Source organism: Micromonospora sp. NBRC 110037 (genome assembly GCF_001652995.1).
Taxonomy (GTDB): Bacteria; Actinomycetota; Actinomycetes; order Mycobacteriales; family Micromonosporaceae; genus Micromonospora; species Micromonospora chalcea.
In genome coordinates, this window is record NZ_BBVA01000009.1 from 91,929 (window position 1) to 108,499 (window position 16,571).

Consider the following 16,571-nt stretch of genomic DNA (forward strand, 5'->3'; position numbering starts at 1 on the left):
GTCACTCCTGACTGTCGAGATGGCGTTCCAGGGCGTCGAGATGCGTGGTCCACATCGACCGGTAGGGCTCGAGCCAGTCGTCGACTGCTCGTAGCGGCGCGGTGTCGACCCGGTAGATCCGCCGCTGCGCGGCAGTACGGCAGGTGACCAGGCCGGCGTCGCGGAGCACGCGCAGATGCTTGGAGACGGCCGGCTGGCTCATGCCCAGCGCGTCCACCAGCTCGCCGACGCTGCTCTCGGTCCGGCGCAGCCGGTCCAGGATGCGGCGCCGGGAGGGCTCGGCCAGCACGGCGAAAGCGTCGACTGTCACGCCTTCAATATGCCTCATCGGTTATATGCTCGGCAAGGAATGGCAGGTCGCGCTGCCCCGCCCCGGCCGGCTCCATATGCTCGGGGCATGGAACTGCGGATCTTCACCGAACCCCAGCAGGGCGCCACGTACGACCAGCTCCTCGCCGTGGCCCGGCGCGCGGAGGAGACCGGCTTCGCCGCGTTCTTCCGCTCCGACCACTACCTGAAGATGGGCTCGGTGAGCGGTGACCCCGGCCCGACCGACGCCTGGACCACGCTCGCCGGGCTGGCCCGCGACACCACCCGGATCCGGCTCGGCACGCTGATGACCGCCGCCACGTTCCGGCTCCCCGGCCCGCTGGCGATCACGGTGGCGCAGGTCGACCAGATGAGCGGCGGCCGGGTCGAGCTGGGCATCGGCACCGGCTGGTACGCCGAGGAGCACACCGCGTACGGCATCCCGTTCCCGCCGCTGGGGGAGCGGTTCGACCGGCTGGAGGAGCAGCTCGCGGTGATCACCGGGCTCTGGTCCACCCCGGCGGGCTCCACGTTCGACTTCCCCGGCACGTACTACCCGGTCAGCGACTCGCCGGCGCTGCCCAAGCCGGTGCAGAGCCCCCGCCCGCCGATCCTGCTCGGCGGCATGGGACCGAAGCGCACGCCCCGCCTGGCCGCCCGGTACGCCGACGAGTTCAACCTGCCGTTCGTCTCGGTCGAGGACACCGTCACGCAGTTCCAGCGGGTACGCGACGCCTGCGCCGAGATCGACCGCGATCCGTCCACGATGGCTTGGTCCAACGCGCTCGTGCTGTGCTGCGGCCGCAACGAGGCCGAGGTGAAGCGGCGCGCCGAGGCGATCGGTCGTGACCCGGACGAGTTGCGCGCCAACGGCGCCGCCGGCACGCCCGCCGAGGTGGTCGAGACGCTCGGCCGGTACGCCGAGGCGGGCAGCTCCCGGGCCTACCTCCAGGTGCTGGACCTGACCGACCTGGACCACCTGGAGCTGGTAGCCGCCGAGGTGATGCCCCACATCTGACCGGGGTTGGCGTCCCCCGCCCCGCCTCCCGCCTCCCGCCTCCCGTCGAGATCTTGGTACGGAACGGCCCCTATAGGGGCCGTTCCGTACCAAGATCTCCAGCGGTCCCACCTTGCGGAACAACAATCTCGCGTTACGGGAGGCACTCCCGCGCCGCCCCCCACAAACCCCGCGATCTTGCGGTTGCGGCCCTTCCGGTGCCGGATTTACGGCTCTTGTCGGGGCGGCAACCGCATGATCAACGGCGGTGTGGACGCCAGAACTCCAAGATCGTCGCCGAGTCGCGTGGGCGGCGGGCGGGTCAGCTTGTTGTGGCGCGGCGGACCGTGTCGAGGCGGCCGTCGCGGTCGCTGTCCAGGTACGTCACGTCGGGTACGCCGTCGCCGTCCAGGTCGATCTGCACCACGTCGGCCACACCGTCGCCGTCCAGATCCGTGACCACCTCGACGGAACCGTCCAGGTGCCGGGTCACGATCGACCGGCCCGCCCCCTGGCGCGGCGGCGGCCCCGGGTGGGGCACCGGCGCGGGCTCGGGCTCCGGCGTGGGCCCCGGAACCGGGGCGGTCGCGGCGGGCGTCACCCCCACACCGGCGGGTCCCACACCGGCGGGCGGCATCTCCGCAGCGTCGGGGTCCACGCCGGTCGGGTCGATCTCCTCCTCCGACGGGTACACGTCGCCGCGGAGGCTCGGGTCGCGGTAGCTGCTCATCCCGCCAGGATTCCCGCCGAGTGGCCGGGGCAACCCTGCCGGCGCATGATGGCGGATGATGCAGCGCATGACGGACACGAACTGGGCCGGAAACGTCAGCTGGTCGGCGCGTACCCGATCGCGGCCGACCTCGACCGACGAACTGCGGCGGCTGGTCGCGGAGGCCGACCTGGTCCGGGCCGTCGGCACCGGCCACTCGTTCAACCGGCTCGGCGACACCACCGGCACCCAGATCGCGCTGGACGGCCTGCCACCCGCCGTCGCGCTCGACCCCGACCGCGGCGCCGTCACCGTCGCGGCGGGCGTCCGCTACGGCGACCTGGCCACCGCGCTCCAGGCCCAGGGGTACGCGCTGGCGAACCTCGCGTCGCTGCCGCACATCTCGGTGGCCGGCTCGGTCGCCACCGCCACCCACGGCTCCGGCGCGCGGAACCGCAACCTGGCCGCCGCCGTCGCCGCGCTGGAACTCGTCACCGCCGACGGCGACCTGATCACCGTCGACCGGGCCGACCCGCGGTTCGCCGGGCTGGTGGTCAACCTGGGCGCGCTGGGCGTGGTCACCCGGCTCACGCTCGACGTGGTGCCCACGTACGAGATCCGGCAGCACGTCCGTCTGGGCCTGCCCCGCGCCGCGCTGGACGAGGCGCTCGACGCCGCGTACAGCGTCAGCGTCTTCACCTCGTGGCGCTCGGAGCGCTTCGACCAGGTGTGGGTGAAGCAGTACGCCGACGAGGCCCCGCCGCCCGCCGACTGGCTGGACACGGTGGCCGCCGACTCGCCCCGGCACCCGGTGCCCGGCATGTCGCCGGAGCACTGCACCGCTCAGCTCGGCGAGCCGGGGCCGTGGCACGAGCGGCTGCCGCACTTCCGGCTCGGCTTCACCCCCAGCAGCGGCGAGGAGCTGCAGTCGGAGTGGCACGTGGCCCGGGCCGACGCGTCGGCGGCGCTCGCCGCGCTCGACCCGGTCGCCGACCGCATCGCCGCCGTGCTCCAGATCTGCGAGCTGCGTACGGTCGCCGCCGACGAGCTGTGGCTGAGCCCGAACTTCCGGCGCGACTCGCTGGCGCTGCACTTCACCTGGATCGGCGATCCGGTCGCTGTCGCGCCGGTGCTAACCGAGGTGGAGGAGCGGCTCGCCCCGTTCGCGCCGCGCCCGCACTGGGGCAAGCTGTTCGAGCGCGATCCCGCCGCCGCGTACCCCCGGCACGCCGACTTCGCCGCGCTGCTGCGCGAGTTCGACCCGAAGGGGAAGTTCCGCACCGCCGAGATGGACCGCTACTTCCCCCGGGACTGACTCAGCGTCCGGCCGGCATCTGCTGGCGCAGGCTGCCGCGCTGCACCGCGCGGCTGATGTCGCTGGGCGAGACGATGCCGACAAGCTGGTTGTCGACCACCACGAGAGCGCGGCCGTCGGTGCACTCGTTGAGCCGGGGCAGCAGGTCGGTGAGCTGCTCGTCCGGGCGGGCGAGCACCAGCTCGTCGGCCCGGCAGGACACCTCGGCCAGCGTGGTCGACGCACGGCGGTCGGCCGCGATGCCGCGTACCCGATCGAGCGTGACCAGACCGACCGGCCTGCCGTCGACGGTCAGTGGGAGCGCGGAGTGCCGGTACGCGAAAAGGTAGTGGTCGACGAAGTCGGCCACTGTGAGGTCGCCGGACGCGGTCTGCGGCTGCGGCGTCATCACGTCGCCGACCCGGATGCCGCGCAGCGCGTCGCCCATCCGGGCGGCGCGTTCCTCCTGGCCGGCGGCGCCGAGCAGGAACCAGCCGATCAGCGCCAGCCACAACCCGCCGAACCCGGCGCCGGTGAAGAACCGCCACAGCCCCAGCCCGATCAGCACGACGCCGAGCACCCAGCCCGCGCGGGCCGCCACCACCGACGCCTTGGTTCGGTCGCCGGTGAACTTCCACACCGCCGCGCGCAGCAGCCGCCCGCCGTCCAGCGGGGCGGCCGGCAGCACGTTGAAGATCGCCAGCAGTACGTTGATGCCCGCCAGCCAGGCCAGCGCGCCGAGCAGCAGCCCGTGCCCGCCCGCGGCGGCCACCGCCACCGCGATCGCCGCGAAGAACACGCCGATGATCAGGCTGACCAGCGGCCCGACCCCGGCGATCCGCAGCTCGGCGCCCGGGTCCTTCGCCTCGCCCTTCAGCTCGGCGACACCGCCGAACAGCCAGAGCGTGATGCCCTCGACCTCGATGCCGTTGCGCTTGGCGACCACCGCGTGCGCCACCTCGTGGGCGAGCAGGCCGAGGAAGAAGACCACGGCGGCGGCCAGGCCGGCCGCGACGTAGGCGACGGGGGAGTGACCGGGGTACGAGGCGGGGAACAGGCTCGCCGACAGCGCCCACGCGATCAGCACGAAGATGACCAGGACACTCCAGTTGACGCCGACCGGTACGCCGGCGATCCGACCCAGACGGAAACTCGCCCTCATGTTTCCGTCATACCCGGCGCACCCACCCGCACACCAGAACCTGCCGCACGGCGTGCCGGTTCTGCGGTGGGTGCAGAGCCAGGAGGATCGGGGTGCCAGGTGGCGGCGCGTTCGATTGATCAACTTTGATGGGAGAACTAGCCTTGCGTAGATGAGGAGTGTTCGCGGCGTAGCCGTCTGGGCGTTGTTGGTCTTCTTGGGAGGGCTTGCGCTGCTGCTCTCCCCGCCCCTGATCGACTACGCCTTCGATCCGAGTACCGACTGGGAGCGCTTGGCGAATATCGGCCAAGCCTACGGCTCGGTCTCCATGCTTCTGTCCGCGCTGGCTCTCGTGGGTGTGGTCGCCACCACCATCAGTCAAAACAGGCAGGACCGCATCGCATTGGAATACGCGCAACGTGACCAGCACGCCTTGTTGCTCAAGATGGCCATAGATGATGCCGTGCTGATGGAGTGCTGGGGGTCGCTGACCCAGGACCCTGCCCCTGAACGGCGGAGGCAGCGGGCCTACATCAATCTGATCCTCAACTTCTGGGCCACGACCTGGCAACTGGGCGGGATGCCTGAGAGCCAGTTGCGAGGACTGCTGGCGGCTGACATCTTCGCCACCGAGATCGGCTTGAGGTTCTGGGAGCAGGCGCGGCTTACGCGGAAGGTCGTGCACGCGGGGGCGCAGCCAGCAGCGTTCGACCGGATTGTAGAGGACGAGTACCTGCGCGCCCTGGCGAAGCTACGAAGCACGGAGGCTTCGGGCGTTGGATCGTAGGGTCAGGGTGCGCAGGCGATGCCTGCCGCGTTCAGTTCCGGAACGTCTCGTGCTTGACGCCCGCGACGAAGGTCGACCAGGCTGCCGGGTCGAAGGCGAGGATAGGACCTCGCGGGTCCTTGCTGTCGCGTAGCCCGACCACGCCGGGCAGGTTGTCGGCGACCTCGACGCAGTTTCCGGAGCCGTTGCTGCGGGTGCTCTTGCGCCAGGTCACCGCCGCCTGGTTGGCCTCTTCCACCCGCGCCGTCCTCTCATAGCTCGTCGATCGCCCCCAGGATCAGGTCGTGCGACTCGCGGGCGCCGGCCGCCGTGGCGACCAGGTGCTCGAAGACGCGGCTGTACTCCCTGACCTGTTGGCCTTCGAGGTAGAGGCTACCCGCGCGGGTCTCGACGTAGACGACCCCCGGATCGGCCGGCTCGGGGAAGGTCAGCACGCTGAAGGCACTGCCCATCGACCCGTACTCGCCCGCGCCGAAGGTCAGGATCTGAATGGTGCGGCCAGGTCGGTCGGCCTCCTCGGCCAGTCGCCGCAACTGCGCCGCGAACAGCTCCGCGCCGCCGACCGGCCGCCGTAGTGCGGCTTCGTCCAGCACCACCCAGAGCTTCGGCGGAGTCTCGGTGTCCTGTCGCCGCATGCGCAACTCCACCCGCCGGTCCACCTCGTCGGTCGGGGCGTCCGGGTGCTCGGCGCGGATGATCGCGCGGGCGTAGTCGGCGGTCTGGAGTAGACCCGGAATCAGTTGTGGCTCGAACGCGCGGATCTCGGACGCCTCGGCCTCCAGCCCGACGTAGACCTCGAACCAGTCCGGCAGCACGTCGTCGTACGCCTGCCACCAGCCGCGCTTGCGGGCATCGCGGGCGACCTGGACGAGCGCGTCCACCTCGTCGCCTTCCACCCCGTACAGCTCAAGAAGTCCACGGGCGACCGGCGGCATGACGGACACCTGGGCGTTCTCGATGCGGCTGATCGCCGACTTCGAGATCCCCACCTCCTTGGCGGCCTGGTCGGCGGTCATGCCGGTCTGCTCACGGAGGCGACGGAGGGCAGCGGCCAGGCGTCGACGTCGGACGGTCGGGCTTCCAGTCATGCCGGTCAGTGTGGCGGAAGCGGACGAGCTTCGCAATGACATCATCCCGAATCGGGAGTTGCGCAAAGGGTGCGGTCCACTGCACGATGAGTGAGTGGCCGGATCGGCTGGGTCATCGGGTGTCGACCTGGGCCACGCGTTGTGCCCTGCTGACGTACTGCTGGTCGAAGGCTGCGGTGGCAGGTGCCGGGGTGGGTCCGCCGGTGCGCGGCGGGCCGGTGGGCCCGCCCTTCCACGGTTCGATCTCGACGGTGAGGGGCAGGTCCTGTCATGCGCGTCTTCCTCCGGCGTGTCCGGCGTCGCCGGCGGTCGGTCCTCGGATCGACCTGCTACCGCTCGTCCACCTACCAGCCCCTGCGTCCGTGGCAGGTCCGTGAGCGGAGCTTCCGGACGACCCAGCTGGGCCGGCGCGGGCTCGATCCGCAGGAGGTGCGGGAGTTCCTCGACCGCGTCGCCGGTGACCTGGCCACTGTTTACGACGCGCTGGCGCAGAGCCGCCGGGAGACCGACCGGATCAAGAACGCGCTGCGTCGCTGGCAGTCGGAGCAGGCCCGGGCCCGCAACGAACGGGGGTACGACAGGTGACCGAGCGCTGGGTGATCCACCTGCCGGTCGTCGTCAACGACCTGCTTTCCGCTCAGCGGCTGGCCCGGGTGGTGGCGCACTGGTCGCACGTCCTGCCGCAGACCGAGCCCGGCGGCACCACGGTCTCGGCGGAGGACGACCAGAACGTCCGCCACTGGGTGTTCTGCGACCTGTTGCTATCCGGCGGGCAGCGGTGTCTGCTCCGGCCCGGACACGACGGTGAGTGCTCCCGGCGGTTCCGGCCGCGATGAGCACCCGCTCGACCGGCACCGCGTGCCGCACCGAAAGCGGAGTATGCATGAGCTATGGTGAGAGTATGACGCGGCGCATCACGATCAGCCTGCCCGACGACGTGGCCGAGTACGTCGAGCGGTCGCAGGGCACGACGTCCGGCTTCATCGCCGACGTGCTCCGGCGGAAGATGCGAGCGGACGGTCTGCGTGCCCGATGGGCTGAGCACGGCTATGTGGTGACCGACGAGGACGTCGAGCGGGCTCGCCGGAGGCTGGCACAACAGCCGCCGATCACCGACGAGCAACACGATCGGAACATGGAGTGGCTACGCCAGTTCGGGGACGGTGACGGGGCGGCTGCCGCGTGAACGGGCTCGTCCTGGACACGTCCGCACTGCTCGCGTACGCCGCTGGGGACAGCGTCGAGCCGGGTGCGCTGCTGACCCTCGCGCAGGAGGATCCCGAGCAGGAGGTGTGGATCCCGGCGCTGTGCCTGGGGCAGGCGCAGCTTCAGGTAGCGGGTACTCCGGCCGCCGATCTGCTGGACCTGCTCCTCGACACGGACCGGGACATCCGGATCGCGGTATACGACGGTCCGACCAGCCGGCGGGTGGCCCGGATCGCGGCGAGCCGCAAGGTGCCGCTCGACGTGGCCCACGCGATCGCCACCGCCGTGCTCTACCGGTGCTACCTGGTCACACGGGACGTCGGGACGGTAGCGGCGGCGGCCCCGCCCGACCTCGAGGTCCTCGACATCTCCGACTCCTGGGAATGAGGACCGTAGTCGGTCAGTCGGCCTTTCCGGCCGGGACGACCCACGTCGTCGGCTGGCCGGTGATCGCGGTGATCAGGTCGAAGTCACCGTCGTAGTGCAGAACGGTCACGCCATGCCGTTCGGCCGTCGCGGCGATCAGCAGATCGGCCATCGAAAGCGCGCGGTGGTTGCCCTTGTGCAGCGCCTGCACCTGGACGTCGATCGCACGATCCCAGATGTCGTCCGGCATGGCGAGCCAGTCGAAGCCGCGAAGCAGCCATCGAGCGCGCTGCGCGTCCTTGGCCGAGCGGGCGCTGTGCACCACCTCGATCTCGACCGCCCCGCAGACCGCCAGCAGACCGCGCTCGGACAACTCGTCCAGGACGGGTGCCACGGCGGGCTTCGGCCACCTGGCGAGCGCCGACTTGTCGAGAAGGTAGCGCTCCCGCGTCATGCCGCTTCGGGCTTCGACGCCTGCTGCGGGTCGGTGAGGTCCGGCAGGCCGCCGCTCTTGAGCCAGTCGGCGAACTCCCGGCGCTTCTCCCGGTTGACCACTTCCTGCAGCGCGGCGTTGACGGTGGCCTTCTTGGTGCCGGTACCGAGGATCTCGGCGGCCTCGGCCAGGAGGTCGTCGTCGACGTCAAGGATGGTCCGGGACACGTGCGCCTCCTCGTCCGAGCACTCGAACGAGGTGATGATATCAATTTTCGCTGATCTTGATATCTTCGTCGGTCAACGCCGTCGAGGGGCCTCGGCGACCACTGTCGGGGAATACTCGTTCGCCGCCTCGACCGCCCACTCCAGCGCGTAGTCCGCCTCCTCCTCCCAGCCCGGTTCGCCGCCGACGAAGTGCGACCGGCCGGGGAACTCCCGGTAGCCGGTGAGCGCCGTCGAACTCCGGTAGAGGTTGGCGATCGAGCTGGCCAAGGACGCGGGCACCACGTGGTCCTCGCCGCCCGCGGTGATCAGCAGCGGGGCGCGGTCGCTGCGCTTCTTGTCGATCTCGGTGGCGGAGTTCGGGTCCAGGTTGGCGAACGCGGCCTCGAACAGCACGTGCCCGGCGCCCGGTACGGCGTACCGCTCCCAGGCGGCGTCGGACTCCTGCTGGCTGATGGTGTTGCCGAAGGCGTACCGGAAGTCCTCCGGGGTGAACGGCACGGCGCGGTGCCGGTTGGCCGGGTTGTGCAGGATCGAATACCCGGAGCGAAGCGTGCTGGGCGGCAGCTTGAGCACACCCCGTACCGGCGCGGGGTGCACGGCGACCACCGCGGCGCCGAGGCGGCGGTCCGCCAGCAACTGGGCGATCAGGCCGCCGAACGAGTGGCCCATGATGATCGGCGGGCGCGGCAGGCCCTTGACGATCGCCGCGTAGTGGTCGGTGATGTCGGCGATGCGCTGCGCGGCGATCGGGGCCGGGTCGGCCCGCAGCTCCTGCACCTCGCGGTCCATCCCGGGCCAGGCGGGCGTGAGCACCTGGAAGCCGCGCGCTGAGTACCGCTGCGCCCAGTGCTCCCAGCTCCGCGAGGTCATCCAGAGCCCGTGGATGAGCACGATCGTGTCGACCCGTCCCGTCGGTGCGCTCATGTCCGCCTCCCCGTTTCGCCGCTGGACGGCCCGCGCGTACCCGGACTGGGCGCCGGCAATCCTGCCTGACCGGCCGGACAGGAATTGACGGCTGACCCGGATGATCAGCGTCCTGAGTCGACTGTCAGGATGACGACATGACGGTCAGACTTGCCGACAGGGTCGCCCTGGTGACGGGCGGGAGCCGGGGTATCGGCGCCGCCGTCGCGCGCCGGCTGGCCGAGGACGGCATCCACGTCGCGTTCACCTACCGCACCGCGCAGGACAGCGCGAAGTCCGTGGTGGCCGAGATCGAGGCGTACGGGCGGACCGGCCTGGCGATCAACGCGGACAGCGCCGACGCGACGGCCGTGATCGGCGCAGTGGACCGGACCGTCGCCGAGTTGGGGCGGCTGGACATCCTGGTCAACAACGCCGGGGTGTTCGCGGGTGGGCCGATCGAGTCGGTCAGCCTCGACGCCCTGGACCGGGCGATCGCGGTGAACGTGCGCGGGGTCTACCTCGCCACCCAGGCGGCGGTACGCCACATGGGCGCGGGTGGGCGGATCGTCAACATTGGCAGCAGCTTCGCCAGCCGCGTCCCGGCACCGGGGGTGAGCGCGTACGCGATGACCAAGAGCGCCGTGAACGGGCTGACCCGGGCGCTCGCCCGCGAACTCGGTCCGCGTGGGATCACCGTCAACCTGATCCTGCCCGGCTCGACCGACACCGACATGAACCCGGCGGACAGCGCGGGCGCGGACGGGCAGCGGTCGCACATCGCCCTCGGCCGGTACGCGACCCCGGACGACGTGGCGGCGACTGTCAGTCACCTGGTAGGCCCCGGCGGACGGCACGTCACCGGCGCGTCGATCGCGATCGACGGCGGCGCGACGGCCTGAGCGGCCCCAGAGCTTCCGGCGTCGGCGGCGTGACCGCCTGACAAATGTCACGGCCGGAAGGTGACTGCCGCTCCGGGGAACCGGACACCGCACGCCGGAGCATCGGGACATGACCGATTCCGCACCGGCCGTGGACCTGGCCGGACTCACCAAGACCTTCGGCCCGGTGACCGCCGTCGACGGGCTCGACCTGCGGATCGCCGCCGGTGAGGTGGTGGCGTTCCTCGGCCCCAACGGCGCCGGCAAGACCACCACAGTCGACATGCTGCTCGGGCTGGCCCGCCCGGACGCCGGCACGGTCCGCCTCTTCGGCGGCGAGCCGGCCGACGCCGTCCGGCACGGCCGGATCGCCGCCGTGATGCAGACCGGTGGCCTGCTCAAGGACCTCACCGTCGCCGAGACGGTACGGATGACCGCGCACTTCTACGGCCACACCCGGCCGGTGGCGGAGGTGCTGGAGCGCGCCGGCATCGCCGGGATCGCCGACCGCGCGGTGGGCAAGTGCTCGGGCGGGCAGCAGCAGCGCCTGCGGTTCGCGCTCGCGCTGCTGCCCGACCCGGACCTGATGGTGCTGGACGAGCCGACCACCGGCATGGACGTCGAGGGCCGGCGCGACTTCTGGCAGGCGATCCGGGCCGACGCCCGCTCCGGCCGGACCGTCCTGTTCGCCACCCACTACCTGGACGAGGCCGACGCGTACGCGGACCGGATCGTGCTGATCCGCCAGGGCCGCGTGGTCGCCGACGGCACCACCGCCGAGATCAAGAACCTTGCCGCCGGGCGGGTGGTGCGGGCGACGCTGCCCGGCGCCGACCAGGCCGCGCTCGCCGCGCTGCCGGGCGTCCGCTCGGTCGAGGTACGCGGCGACGCGGTCCTCGTGCACACCGGGGACTCCGATGTGGTCGCCCGGCACCTGCTGACCCGCACGGACGCCCGGGACCTGGAGATCACCTCACGCAACCTCGAGGACGCCTTCCTCACCCTGACCGCCTGAACCGGGGAGCCTCGCCATGACCGCCACGACCTCGTCCACCACCGCCCGCGCCGTCGACCGCCGGCCGCCCATGCTCGGCGGGTTCTGCGCGCCGGTGCTCGCCATCGAGATACGCCGGGTGCTGCGCAACCGCCGTACGCTGCTGTTCATCCTCGTCATGCCGGCCGTGTTCTTCCTGCTGTTCGGGCTGCCCACGCGCGGGGAGAAGCTGGACAACGGGCTGCCGGTCACCGGCTGGATCATGATCAGCCTGGCCGTGTACGCGGCGATGGTCGCCACCACCAGCGCCGGCGCGGCCGTCGCCACCGAACGCGCGCTGGGCTGGAGCCGGCAACTGCGGCTCACTCCGCTGCGCCCCGCCGCGTACGTGGCGACGAAGGTGGCCACCGCGATGGTGCTCGGCCTGCTCGGCGTACTCGTGGAGTTCGCCGTCGGCGCGGCCTCCGGAGTGCGGCTGCCGGCCCACGTCTGGGTCGAGTCCGGCCTGACCGCCTGGGTCGGCGCGCTCGTGTTCGCCGCGTTCGGGCTGTTCGTCGGCTACCTCGCCCCGGCCGAGAACGTCATGCAGTTCATGGGCCCGGCGCTGGCCATCCTGGCCATGCTGGGCGGCCTGTTCGTCCCGCTGGAGCTGCTGCCCGACGTGATGCAGCAGATCGCCAAGTTCACCCCGGTGTACGGGGTCGGTCAGCTCGCCCGCGCGCCGCTGACCGGCACCGGGGTGGACTGGGCGGCGGTGGCGAACGTGACCGCCTGGACCGTGTTCTTCGGCCTCGGCGCGGCCCGGCTGTTCCGCCGGGACACCACCCGTGTCTGAGCGGGGTCTAGCGTGGTCGGCGTGACGTCGCCGCCCGGTCCGGCCCGGCCGGTGAACCGCCACTGGCGGTTCACCGGCTGGCTGCTGGCGGCGGTCTGGCTGTTCTTCCTCAACATCCCGCTCGGCACCGCACTGCACCAGCCCCAACTGTGGCGGCGGCTGGTCGGGATCGGCGCGCTCGTCGCGTTCGCCGTGGCGTACGTGCTGATCTTCGAATGGGCCCGGGGCCGACGGCAGCGCCATCGGCCGGTGCCGCCCGGCCGGGCCCGGCTGCTGATCGCCGTGCTGCTCGCGCTCGGGCTGGCCGGGATCCCCGGCACCGGCGGCGACTGGCTGACCACACTGGTCTTCGTCGGGGCAGCCGCGGTGTTCCTGCTGCCGTCGGCAGAGGCGCTGGTCGTGGTGGTGCTGGCCGCGGCGGCGCCGCCGGTGACCGCGCGTCTGGTGCCCGGCTGGGAGCACGAGAGCACGCTCGTCTTCGCGGTGCTGCTCGCCTCGTTCGCGATGTTCGGGGTGAGCCGGCTGGCCCAGCGCAACGGCGAACTCCAGGCCGCGCAGCAGGAGATCCGCCGGCTGGCGGTGGCCGAGGAACGCGCCCGCGCCGCCCGGGACCTGCACGACATCCTCGGGCACTCGCTCACCGTGGTGGCGGTCAAGGCCGAACTGGCCGGCCGGCTGCTGGAGCTGGACCCGGCCCGCGCCGCCACCGAGGTCGCCGACATCGAGCGGCTGGCCCGGGAGGCGCTGGCGGACGTGCGGAGCACCGTCGGGGCGTACCGCGGGGTGGATCTGGCCTCCGAACTGGCCGGCGCGCGGTCGGCGCTGACCGCCGCGGGCGTCGTCGCGGAGCTGCCGGAGTCGGTGCCGCCGCTGCCGGCGGACCGCGACGAGCTGTTCGGCTGGGCGGTCCGCGAGGGGGTGACGAACGTGGTGCGGCACAGCGGCGCCCGCCACTGCCTCATCCGGGTGGAACCGTCGGCGGTGGAGGTACGCGACGACGGCCGGGGCCCGGCGGACCAGCATGGCCCGGCCGGGCACGGGCTGGCCGGGCTGCGGGAGCGGGCCCGGCGGCTGGACGCGACGGTGACGGTGACGGTGGCGCGGCCGGACGACGGGCGTGGCTTCCTGCTCCGGGTGACGGTGCCCGCAGCGGATCCGGACGGAGGGACGCGCCCGTGACCGAGCCGATCAGGCTGCTGCTCGCCGACGACCAGGCGCTGGTCCGGGGCGCGCTCGCAGCGCTGCTGTCGCTGGAGCCGGACCTGACTGTGGTGGCCGAGGTGAGCCGCGGCGACGAGGTGGTGCCGGAGGCGCTGCGCGCCGGCCCGGACGTGGCGCTGCTCGACGTGGAGATGCCGGGCCTGGACGGGGTGGCCGCGACCGCCGCGCTGCGGGCCGCGCTGCCGTCCTGCCGGGTGCTCGTGGTGACCACGTTCGGGCGGCCCGGCTACCTGCGCCGGGCGATGGAGGCGGGCGCGAACGGCTTCGTGGTCAAGGACACCCCGGCCCGGCAGCTCGCCGACGCGGTCCGCCGGGTGCACGCCGGGCTGCGGGTGGTCGACCCGGCGCTCGCCGCCGAGACGCTCGCCACCGGGCCGAGCCCGCTCACCGAGCGGGAGACCGAGGTGCTGCGTACGGCGCGCGGCGGCGGCACGGTGGCGGAGCTGGCGGCGACGTTGCACCTGTCCGAGGGGACCGTACGCAATCATCTTTCCGCAGCCATCGGCAAGACCGGCGCCCGCAACCGGGCCGACGCGGTGCGGGTGGCCGAGGCCAACGGCTGGCTGCTGGGCTGAGCCCGGTCAGGGCAGGCGGTCCACCACGACGAAGGCGGTGCCCGGCTCGACCTCGGTCAGCAGCAGGCGCTGGGCGCTGCGGGTCAGCCGGATGCAGCCGTTCGTGACGTTCTTGCCGAGCGTGTCGTCGTTGTACCAGCTGTGCAGTCCGATGTGGGCGCCGCGCAGCCCGGTCGGCACCGCACCCGGGTCGTCCGGGATCGCGCCGAGGGCGAATATGTCGACGCCGCCGTAGACGGCCTCCGGAGGCGGGGTGCGGCCCAGCACGAACGTGCGGCCCAGTGGCGTGAGCTGCCCGGACATGCCGAGGCTGACCGGCCAGGTGCGCATCGCGCGCCCGTCCCGGCTCCAGGTGAGGCGGTGGGTGCGCCGTTCCACCACGATCTGGTCGCGCAGCGCCACCGTGGTCCAGCCGCCCGAGGGCAGCCAGGCGATGGTGCGGTTGGCCGACGGGAGCAGCACGGCGGTCCAGCCGGAGCGGCGTTCGACGATCGGCACGGTGAGCCGTACGCCGTTGATGGTCGGCGCGAGGAAGGCCAGCGGACGGCCGCCCGGCGCGTCGTACGCGGCCACGTTGCGGTTCGGGCGCAGCCCTTCGCCGAGCTGGCGGGTGTCGGCCGGATCCGGGTCGGGCGGGAAGCCGCGCGGCGCCGGGTCGTAGGTGATCACCGGCAGGTCGTCCGGCGGGCGCGCGGCGGGCGGCACCGACTCGTACGGCGACGGGCTCGGCGCGGCGGTCGTGCTCGTGGGCGCGGCGACGACCGGCGTTGACGGGCGCGCGGGCGTGACGGTGAGCGCGCGGCCGACCAGCAGCGCGGTGACGAGCAGCAGCGGTACGGCGAGCGCGGCGATCAGCCAACCGGGAGGTCGGCGCGCGGCAAACCGGTCGAACAGCACGAAACTGACTGTAACCGACCGGAAGCCCCCGTACCCGGTACTACGGGTACGGGGGCTTCGCGGCCCGGGTGGCTCAGCTGAGCTTCGCGCCGATGTGGATGGCGATCGCGTCGTGCGCGGGGACGTTCGCGGCGAACCAGCCGGACGAGTCCACCGTGATCACCGGACCGCTGCACGAGCCGTTGCTGAACGTGCCGTGGACGACGTCGCAGTAGCGGCCGGCCGGCAACCCGGTGTAGTACGAGCGGCCGTTCACCGCGCTGCCCTCGTCGTTGATCGTCAGGTAGCCCTTGCCGGTACGGCTGAACGCGATGTGCTGGTAGCCGTTGTCGTACCAGTTGGAGACCCCGGCGCCCTCGGTGGCGTTGCGGAAGCCGACCATGTTGGCGATGACCGGCCAGCGGTGCTCGCACTCCCAGCCCGAGTAGCAGGTGACGTTGGTGATCCGGTTGCTGCCGTCGGCGGGCGGGCCCTGGTCCCGGCCGCTGTAGGTGAAGCTCGACATCACCGCCGGGGTGCCGTACGGCCAGGCCAGCATGAACGCGTTGGCCAGCGCGTACGTGCCGCGGTCGCGGTAGGTGAGCACGCCGCCCTCGCGCTGGGTGTCGTGGTTGTCGGTGAAGACCACCGCCTTCGCGCTCGACAGGTAGCCCCAGGACTCACCGAAGGTCTTCAGGTACGCCAGCCGCTCGTTGTTGAACATCCGGGCCAGGTCCTTGCCGTACCGGAACTCGTGCACGTCACCGTTGCCGGTGTACTCGGTCGGCTGGATCGGCTCGCCCGCGCCGTAGATGACCTCCTGCACCAGGTACGCGCTGCGGTTCAGCTTGGCCTTGATCGCGGCGATGTCGGCGGCCGGCATGTGCTTGCTGCCGTCCAGGCGGAACCCGTCGACGCCGAGGGAGAGCAGGTCGTTGAGGTACGCGGCGAGCCGGCCGCGCACGTACTCCGACTCGGTCTTGAGGTCGGCGAGGTTGACCAGCTCGCAGTTCTGCACCTCGTACCGGTCGTTGTAGTTGGCGATGTCGTTGTTGCCGTTGCGCCCGCAGTAGTGGAAGTCCTGCGCCGAGTAGATGCCGGGATAGTTGTAGTGGCCGTACGACGAGCCGGCCCAGCCGGTGCCGCCGTTCTCCTGCCCGGACATGTGGTTGACCACGGCGTCGACGATCACCTTCACGCCCGCCGCGTGGCACGTGTTCACCATGGACTGGAACTGCGCGCGGGTGCCCTTGCGGGACTCGATCCGGTAGCTGACCGGCTGGTACGACACCCACCACGGGCTGCTGTTGACGTGCTCCTGGGGCGGGGACACCTGCACGTAGCCGTAGCCCTTCGGGCCCAGCGTGCTGGTGCACTCGGCGGCCACCGACGTCCAGTTCCACTCGAAGAGCTGGACGATGACCTTCTTGGCGCCCGGGGTGGCGGCGGTGGCCGGGGGAGCCGCCGCCGTGATCGGGACGAGCAGGCTGGCGGCCAGGCCCAGGGCGAGCGCCGCGGCGCGGAATCGGCGTCGATGCATCAGGACTCCTGCGGGGGTGCGGGGGATGCGGGGGAGTGGAGCCTGTCTCAGTGCTGGCTTCTTGCAGCCCGCGCTGAAATTTTGCGGCAAGGTTACGAGAATGTTGCAAGGACTGTCAACGTATGGGCATTCGTCGTTGCGTCAGGCGCTACACGCGCGTCCGGACCGGACGGTTCGAAAAACCGGCCG

22 protein-coding genes are annotated in these 16,571 nt (G+C 71.8%); 12 read left to right on the top strand and 10 right to left on the bottom strand.

Annotated elements, in window-relative coordinates:
• Position 1 precedes the first annotated feature (1 nt).
• Positions 2-310 carry a helix-turn-helix transcriptional regulator gene (locus tag A4R25_RS24365; RefSeq protein ID WP_104115004.1) on the bottom strand — a complete coding sequence of 103 codons (309 nt, stop codon included), beginning with the start codon at positions 308-310 and terminating at the stop codon, positions 2-4.
• 87 nt (positions 311-397) lie between these two features.
• On the opposite strand from A4R25_RS24365, the gene A4R25_RS24370 reads away from it, so the two are divergent.
• Positions 398-1,327, top strand: coding sequence for an LLM class F420-dependent oxidoreductase (locus A4R25_RS24370; RefSeq protein WP_064448202.1), 930 nt, complete (start codon positions 398-400; stop codon positions 1,325-1,327).
• A gap of 301 nt (positions 1,328-1,628) precedes the next feature.
• Here A4R25_RS24370 and A4R25_RS24375 read toward each other — a convergent pair whose 3' ends face one another.
• Positions 1,629-2,036 (bottom strand): hypothetical protein, encoded by a 408-nt coding sequence (locus A4R25_RS24375; protein ID WP_064448203.1) that lies wholly within the window; start codon positions 2,034-2,036, stop codon positions 1,629-1,631.
• 67 nt (positions 2,037-2,103) lie between these two features.
• Here A4R25_RS24375 and A4R25_RS24380 point away from each other — a divergent pair, with 67 nt between their 5' ends.
• Positions 2,104-3,330 (top strand): FAD-binding protein, encoded by a 1,227-nt coding sequence (locus A4R25_RS24380; RefSeq protein WP_064448315.1) that lies wholly within the window; start codon positions 2,104-2,106, stop codon positions 3,328-3,330.
• Position 3,331: 1 nt separating this feature from the next.
• On the opposite strand, the gene A4R25_RS24385 is transcribed toward A4R25_RS24380, so the two are convergent.
• Complete coding sequence (locus A4R25_RS24385; protein ID WP_064448204.1) at positions 3,332-4,471, bottom strand: site-2 protease family protein; 1,140 nt, start codon at positions 4,469-4,471, stop codon at positions 3,332-3,334.
• 151 nt (positions 4,472-4,622) lie between these two features.
• Here A4R25_RS24385 and A4R25_RS24390 point away from each other — a divergent pair, with 151 nt between their 5' ends.
• Positions 4,623-5,237, top strand: coding sequence for a DUF6082 family protein (locus A4R25_RS24390; RefSeq protein WP_064448205.1), 615 nt, complete (start codon positions 4,623-4,625; stop codon positions 5,235-5,237).
• 31 nt (positions 5,238-5,268) lie between these two features.
• Here A4R25_RS24390 and A4R25_RS24395 read toward each other — a convergent pair whose 3' ends face one another.
• Both A4R25_RS24395 and A4R25_RS24400 read right to left on the bottom strand, forming a co-directional pair.
• Positions 5,269-5,475, bottom strand: coding sequence for a DUF397 domain-containing protein (locus A4R25_RS24395; RefSeq protein WP_064448206.1), 207 nt, complete (start codon positions 5,473-5,475; stop codon positions 5,269-5,271).
• Positions 5,476-5,488: 13 nt separating this feature from the next.
• On the bottom strand, positions 5,489-6,325 hold the full coding sequence (locus A4R25_RS24400; RefSeq protein ID WP_064448207.1) for a helix-turn-helix transcriptional regulator: 837 nt from the start codon (positions 6,323-6,325) through the stop codon (positions 5,489-5,491).
• Positions 6,326-6,595: 270 nt separating this feature from the next.
• Here A4R25_RS24400 and A4R25_RS24405 point away from each other — a divergent pair, with 270 nt between their 5' ends.
• The 4 genes from A4R25_RS24405 (at position 6,596) to A4R25_RS24420 (ending at position 7,918) form a co-directional block, all read left to right on the top strand.
• Positions 6,596-6,910, top strand: coding sequence for a DivIVA domain-containing protein (locus A4R25_RS24405; protein WP_064448208.1), 315 nt, complete (start codon positions 6,596-6,598; stop codon positions 6,908-6,910).
• Complete coding sequence (locus A4R25_RS24410; RefSeq protein ID WP_043329135.1) at positions 6,907-7,161, top strand: hypothetical protein; 255 nt, start codon at positions 6,907-6,909, stop codon at positions 7,159-7,161. The genes A4R25_RS24405 and A4R25_RS24410 overlap by 4 nt, the downstream gene beginning before the upstream one ends.
• A gap of 65 nt (positions 7,162-7,226) precedes the next feature.
• Positions 7,227-7,511: a hypothetical protein gene (locus A4R25_RS24415; RefSeq protein ID WP_121685563.1), complete on the top strand. Its 285-nt coding sequence runs from the start codon at positions 7,227-7,229 to the stop codon at positions 7,509-7,511.
• A complete protein-coding gene (locus tag A4R25_RS24420) occupies positions 7,508-7,918 on the top strand; it encodes a type II toxin-antitoxin system VapC family toxin (RefSeq protein WP_043329139.1) in 411 nt (136 codons plus the stop codon). Before A4R25_RS24415 ends, A4R25_RS24420 begins: the two co-directional genes overlap by 4 nt.
• Before the next feature lie 13 nt (positions 7,919-7,931).
• On the opposite strand, the gene A4R25_RS24425 is transcribed toward A4R25_RS24420, so the two are convergent.
• The 3 genes from A4R25_RS24425 to A4R25_RS24435 form a co-directional block, all read right to left on the bottom strand.
• Positions 7,932-8,351 carry a PIN domain nuclease gene (locus A4R25_RS24425; RefSeq protein ID WP_064448209.1) on the bottom strand — a complete coding sequence of 140 codons (420 nt, stop codon included), beginning with the start codon at positions 8,349-8,351 and terminating at the stop codon, positions 7,932-7,934.
• On the bottom strand, positions 8,348-8,557 hold the full coding sequence (locus tag A4R25_RS24430; RefSeq protein ID WP_043329142.1) for a type II toxin-antitoxin system VapB family antitoxin: 210 nt from the start codon (positions 8,555-8,557) through the stop codon (positions 8,348-8,350). The genes A4R25_RS24425 and A4R25_RS24430 overlap by 4 nt, the downstream gene beginning before the upstream one ends.
• Before the next feature lie 72 nt (positions 8,558-8,629).
• Positions 8,630-9,481, bottom strand: coding sequence for an alpha/beta hydrolase (locus A4R25_RS24435; RefSeq protein ID WP_064448210.1), 852 nt, complete (start codon positions 9,479-9,481; stop codon positions 8,630-8,632).
• A gap of 137 nt (positions 9,482-9,618) precedes the next feature.
• On the opposite strand from A4R25_RS24435, the gene A4R25_RS24440 reads away from it, so the two are divergent.
• The 5 genes from A4R25_RS24440 to A4R25_RS24460 all read left to right on the top strand — a co-directional run bounded on the left by A4R25_RS24440 (position 9,619) and on the right by A4R25_RS24460 (position 13,966).
• Positions 9,619-10,362, top strand: a complete 744-nt coding sequence (locus A4R25_RS24440; RefSeq protein WP_043329146.1) for an SDR family NAD(P)-dependent oxidoreductase — start codon at positions 9,619-9,621, stop codon at positions 10,360-10,362.
• Positions 10,363-10,471: 109 nt separating this feature from the next.
• Complete coding sequence (locus tag A4R25_RS24445; protein WP_064448211.1) at positions 10,472-11,356, top strand: ABC transporter ATP-binding protein; 885 nt, start codon at positions 10,472-10,474, stop codon at positions 11,354-11,356.
• Between the two features lie 16 nt (positions 11,357-11,372).
• Positions 11,373-12,170, top strand: coding sequence for an ABC transporter permease (locus tag A4R25_RS24450; protein WP_043329148.1), 798 nt, complete (start codon positions 11,373-11,375; stop codon positions 12,168-12,170).
• 21 nt (positions 12,171-12,191) lie between these two features.
• On the top strand, positions 12,192-13,349 hold the full coding sequence (locus A4R25_RS24455) for a sensor histidine kinase (RefSeq protein WP_064448316.1): 1,158 nt from the start codon (positions 12,192-12,194) through the stop codon (positions 13,347-13,349).
• Positions 13,346-13,966 (top strand): response regulator, encoded by a 621-nt coding sequence (locus A4R25_RS24460; RefSeq protein WP_064448212.1) that lies wholly within the window; start codon positions 13,346-13,348, stop codon positions 13,964-13,966. Before A4R25_RS24455 ends, A4R25_RS24460 begins: the two co-directional genes overlap by 4 nt.
• A gap of 6 nt (positions 13,967-13,972) precedes the next feature.
• Here the strand turns inward: A4R25_RS24460 and A4R25_RS24465 are convergent, their stop codons facing one another.
• Positions 13,973-14,863 (bottom strand): L,D-transpeptidase family protein, encoded by an 891-nt coding sequence (locus A4R25_RS24465; protein WP_043329151.1) that lies wholly within the window; start codon positions 14,861-14,863, stop codon positions 13,973-13,975.
• 73 nt (positions 14,864-14,936) lie between these two features.
• Positions 14,937-16,382, bottom strand: a complete 1,446-nt coding sequence (locus A4R25_RS24470; protein ID WP_064448213.1) for an alpha-amylase family protein — start codon at positions 16,380-16,382, stop codon at positions 14,937-14,939.
• Positions 16,383-16,571 lie beyond the last annotated feature (189 nt).

Coding starts and splice junctions, on each gene's coding strand:
- A4R25_RS24375 (WP_064448203.1), bottom strand. CDS start 2,036: ATGAGCAGCTACCGCGACCCGAGCCTCCGCGGCGACGTGTACCCGTCG.
- A4R25_RS24470 (WP_064448213.1), bottom strand. CDS start 16,382: ATGCATCGACGCCGATTCCGCGCCGCGGCGCTCGCCCTGGGCCTGGCC.
- A4R25_RS24440 (WP_043329146.1), top strand. CDS start 9,619: ATGACGGTCAGACTTGCCGACAGGGTCGCCCTGGTGACGGGCGGGAGC.
- A4R25_RS24380 (WP_064448315.1), top strand. CDS start 2,104: ATGACGGACACGAACTGGGCCGGAAACGTCAGCTGGTCGGCGCGTACC.
- A4R25_RS24435 (WP_064448210.1), bottom strand. CDS start 9,481: ATGAGCGCACCGACGGGACGGGTCGACACGATCGTGCTCATCCACGGG.
- A4R25_RS24370 (WP_064448202.1), top strand. CDS start 398: ATGGAACTGCGGATCTTCACCGAACCCCAGCAGGGCGCCACGTACGAC.
- A4R25_RS24445 (WP_064448211.1), top strand. CDS start 10,472: ATGACCGATTCCGCACCGGCCGTGGACCTGGCCGGACTCACCAAGACC.
- A4R25_RS24405 (WP_064448208.1), top strand. CDS start 6,596: ATGCGCGTCTTCCTCCGGCGTGTCCGGCGTCGCCGGCGGTCGGTCCTC.
- A4R25_RS24425 (WP_064448209.1), bottom strand. CDS start 8,351: ATGACGCGGGAGCGCTACCTTCTCGACAAGTCGGCGCTCGCCAGGTGG.
- A4R25_RS24385 (WP_064448204.1), bottom strand. CDS start 4,471: ATGAGGGCGAGTTTCCGTCTGGGTCGGATCGCCGGCGTACCGGTCGGC.
- A4R25_RS24390 (WP_064448205.1), top strand. CDS start 4,623: ATGAGGAGTGTTCGCGGCGTAGCCGTCTGGGCGTTGTTGGTCTTCTTG.
- A4R25_RS24450 (WP_043329148.1), top strand. CDS start 11,373: ATGACCGCCACGACCTCGTCCACCACCGCCCGCGCCGTCGACCGCCGG.
- A4R25_RS24415 (WP_121685563.1), top strand. CDS start 7,227: ATGACGCGGCGCATCACGATCAGCCTGCCCGACGACGTGGCCGAGTAC.
- A4R25_RS24400 (WP_064448207.1), bottom strand. CDS start 6,325: ATGACTGGAAGCCCGACCGTCCGACGTCGACGCCTGGCCGCTGCCCTC.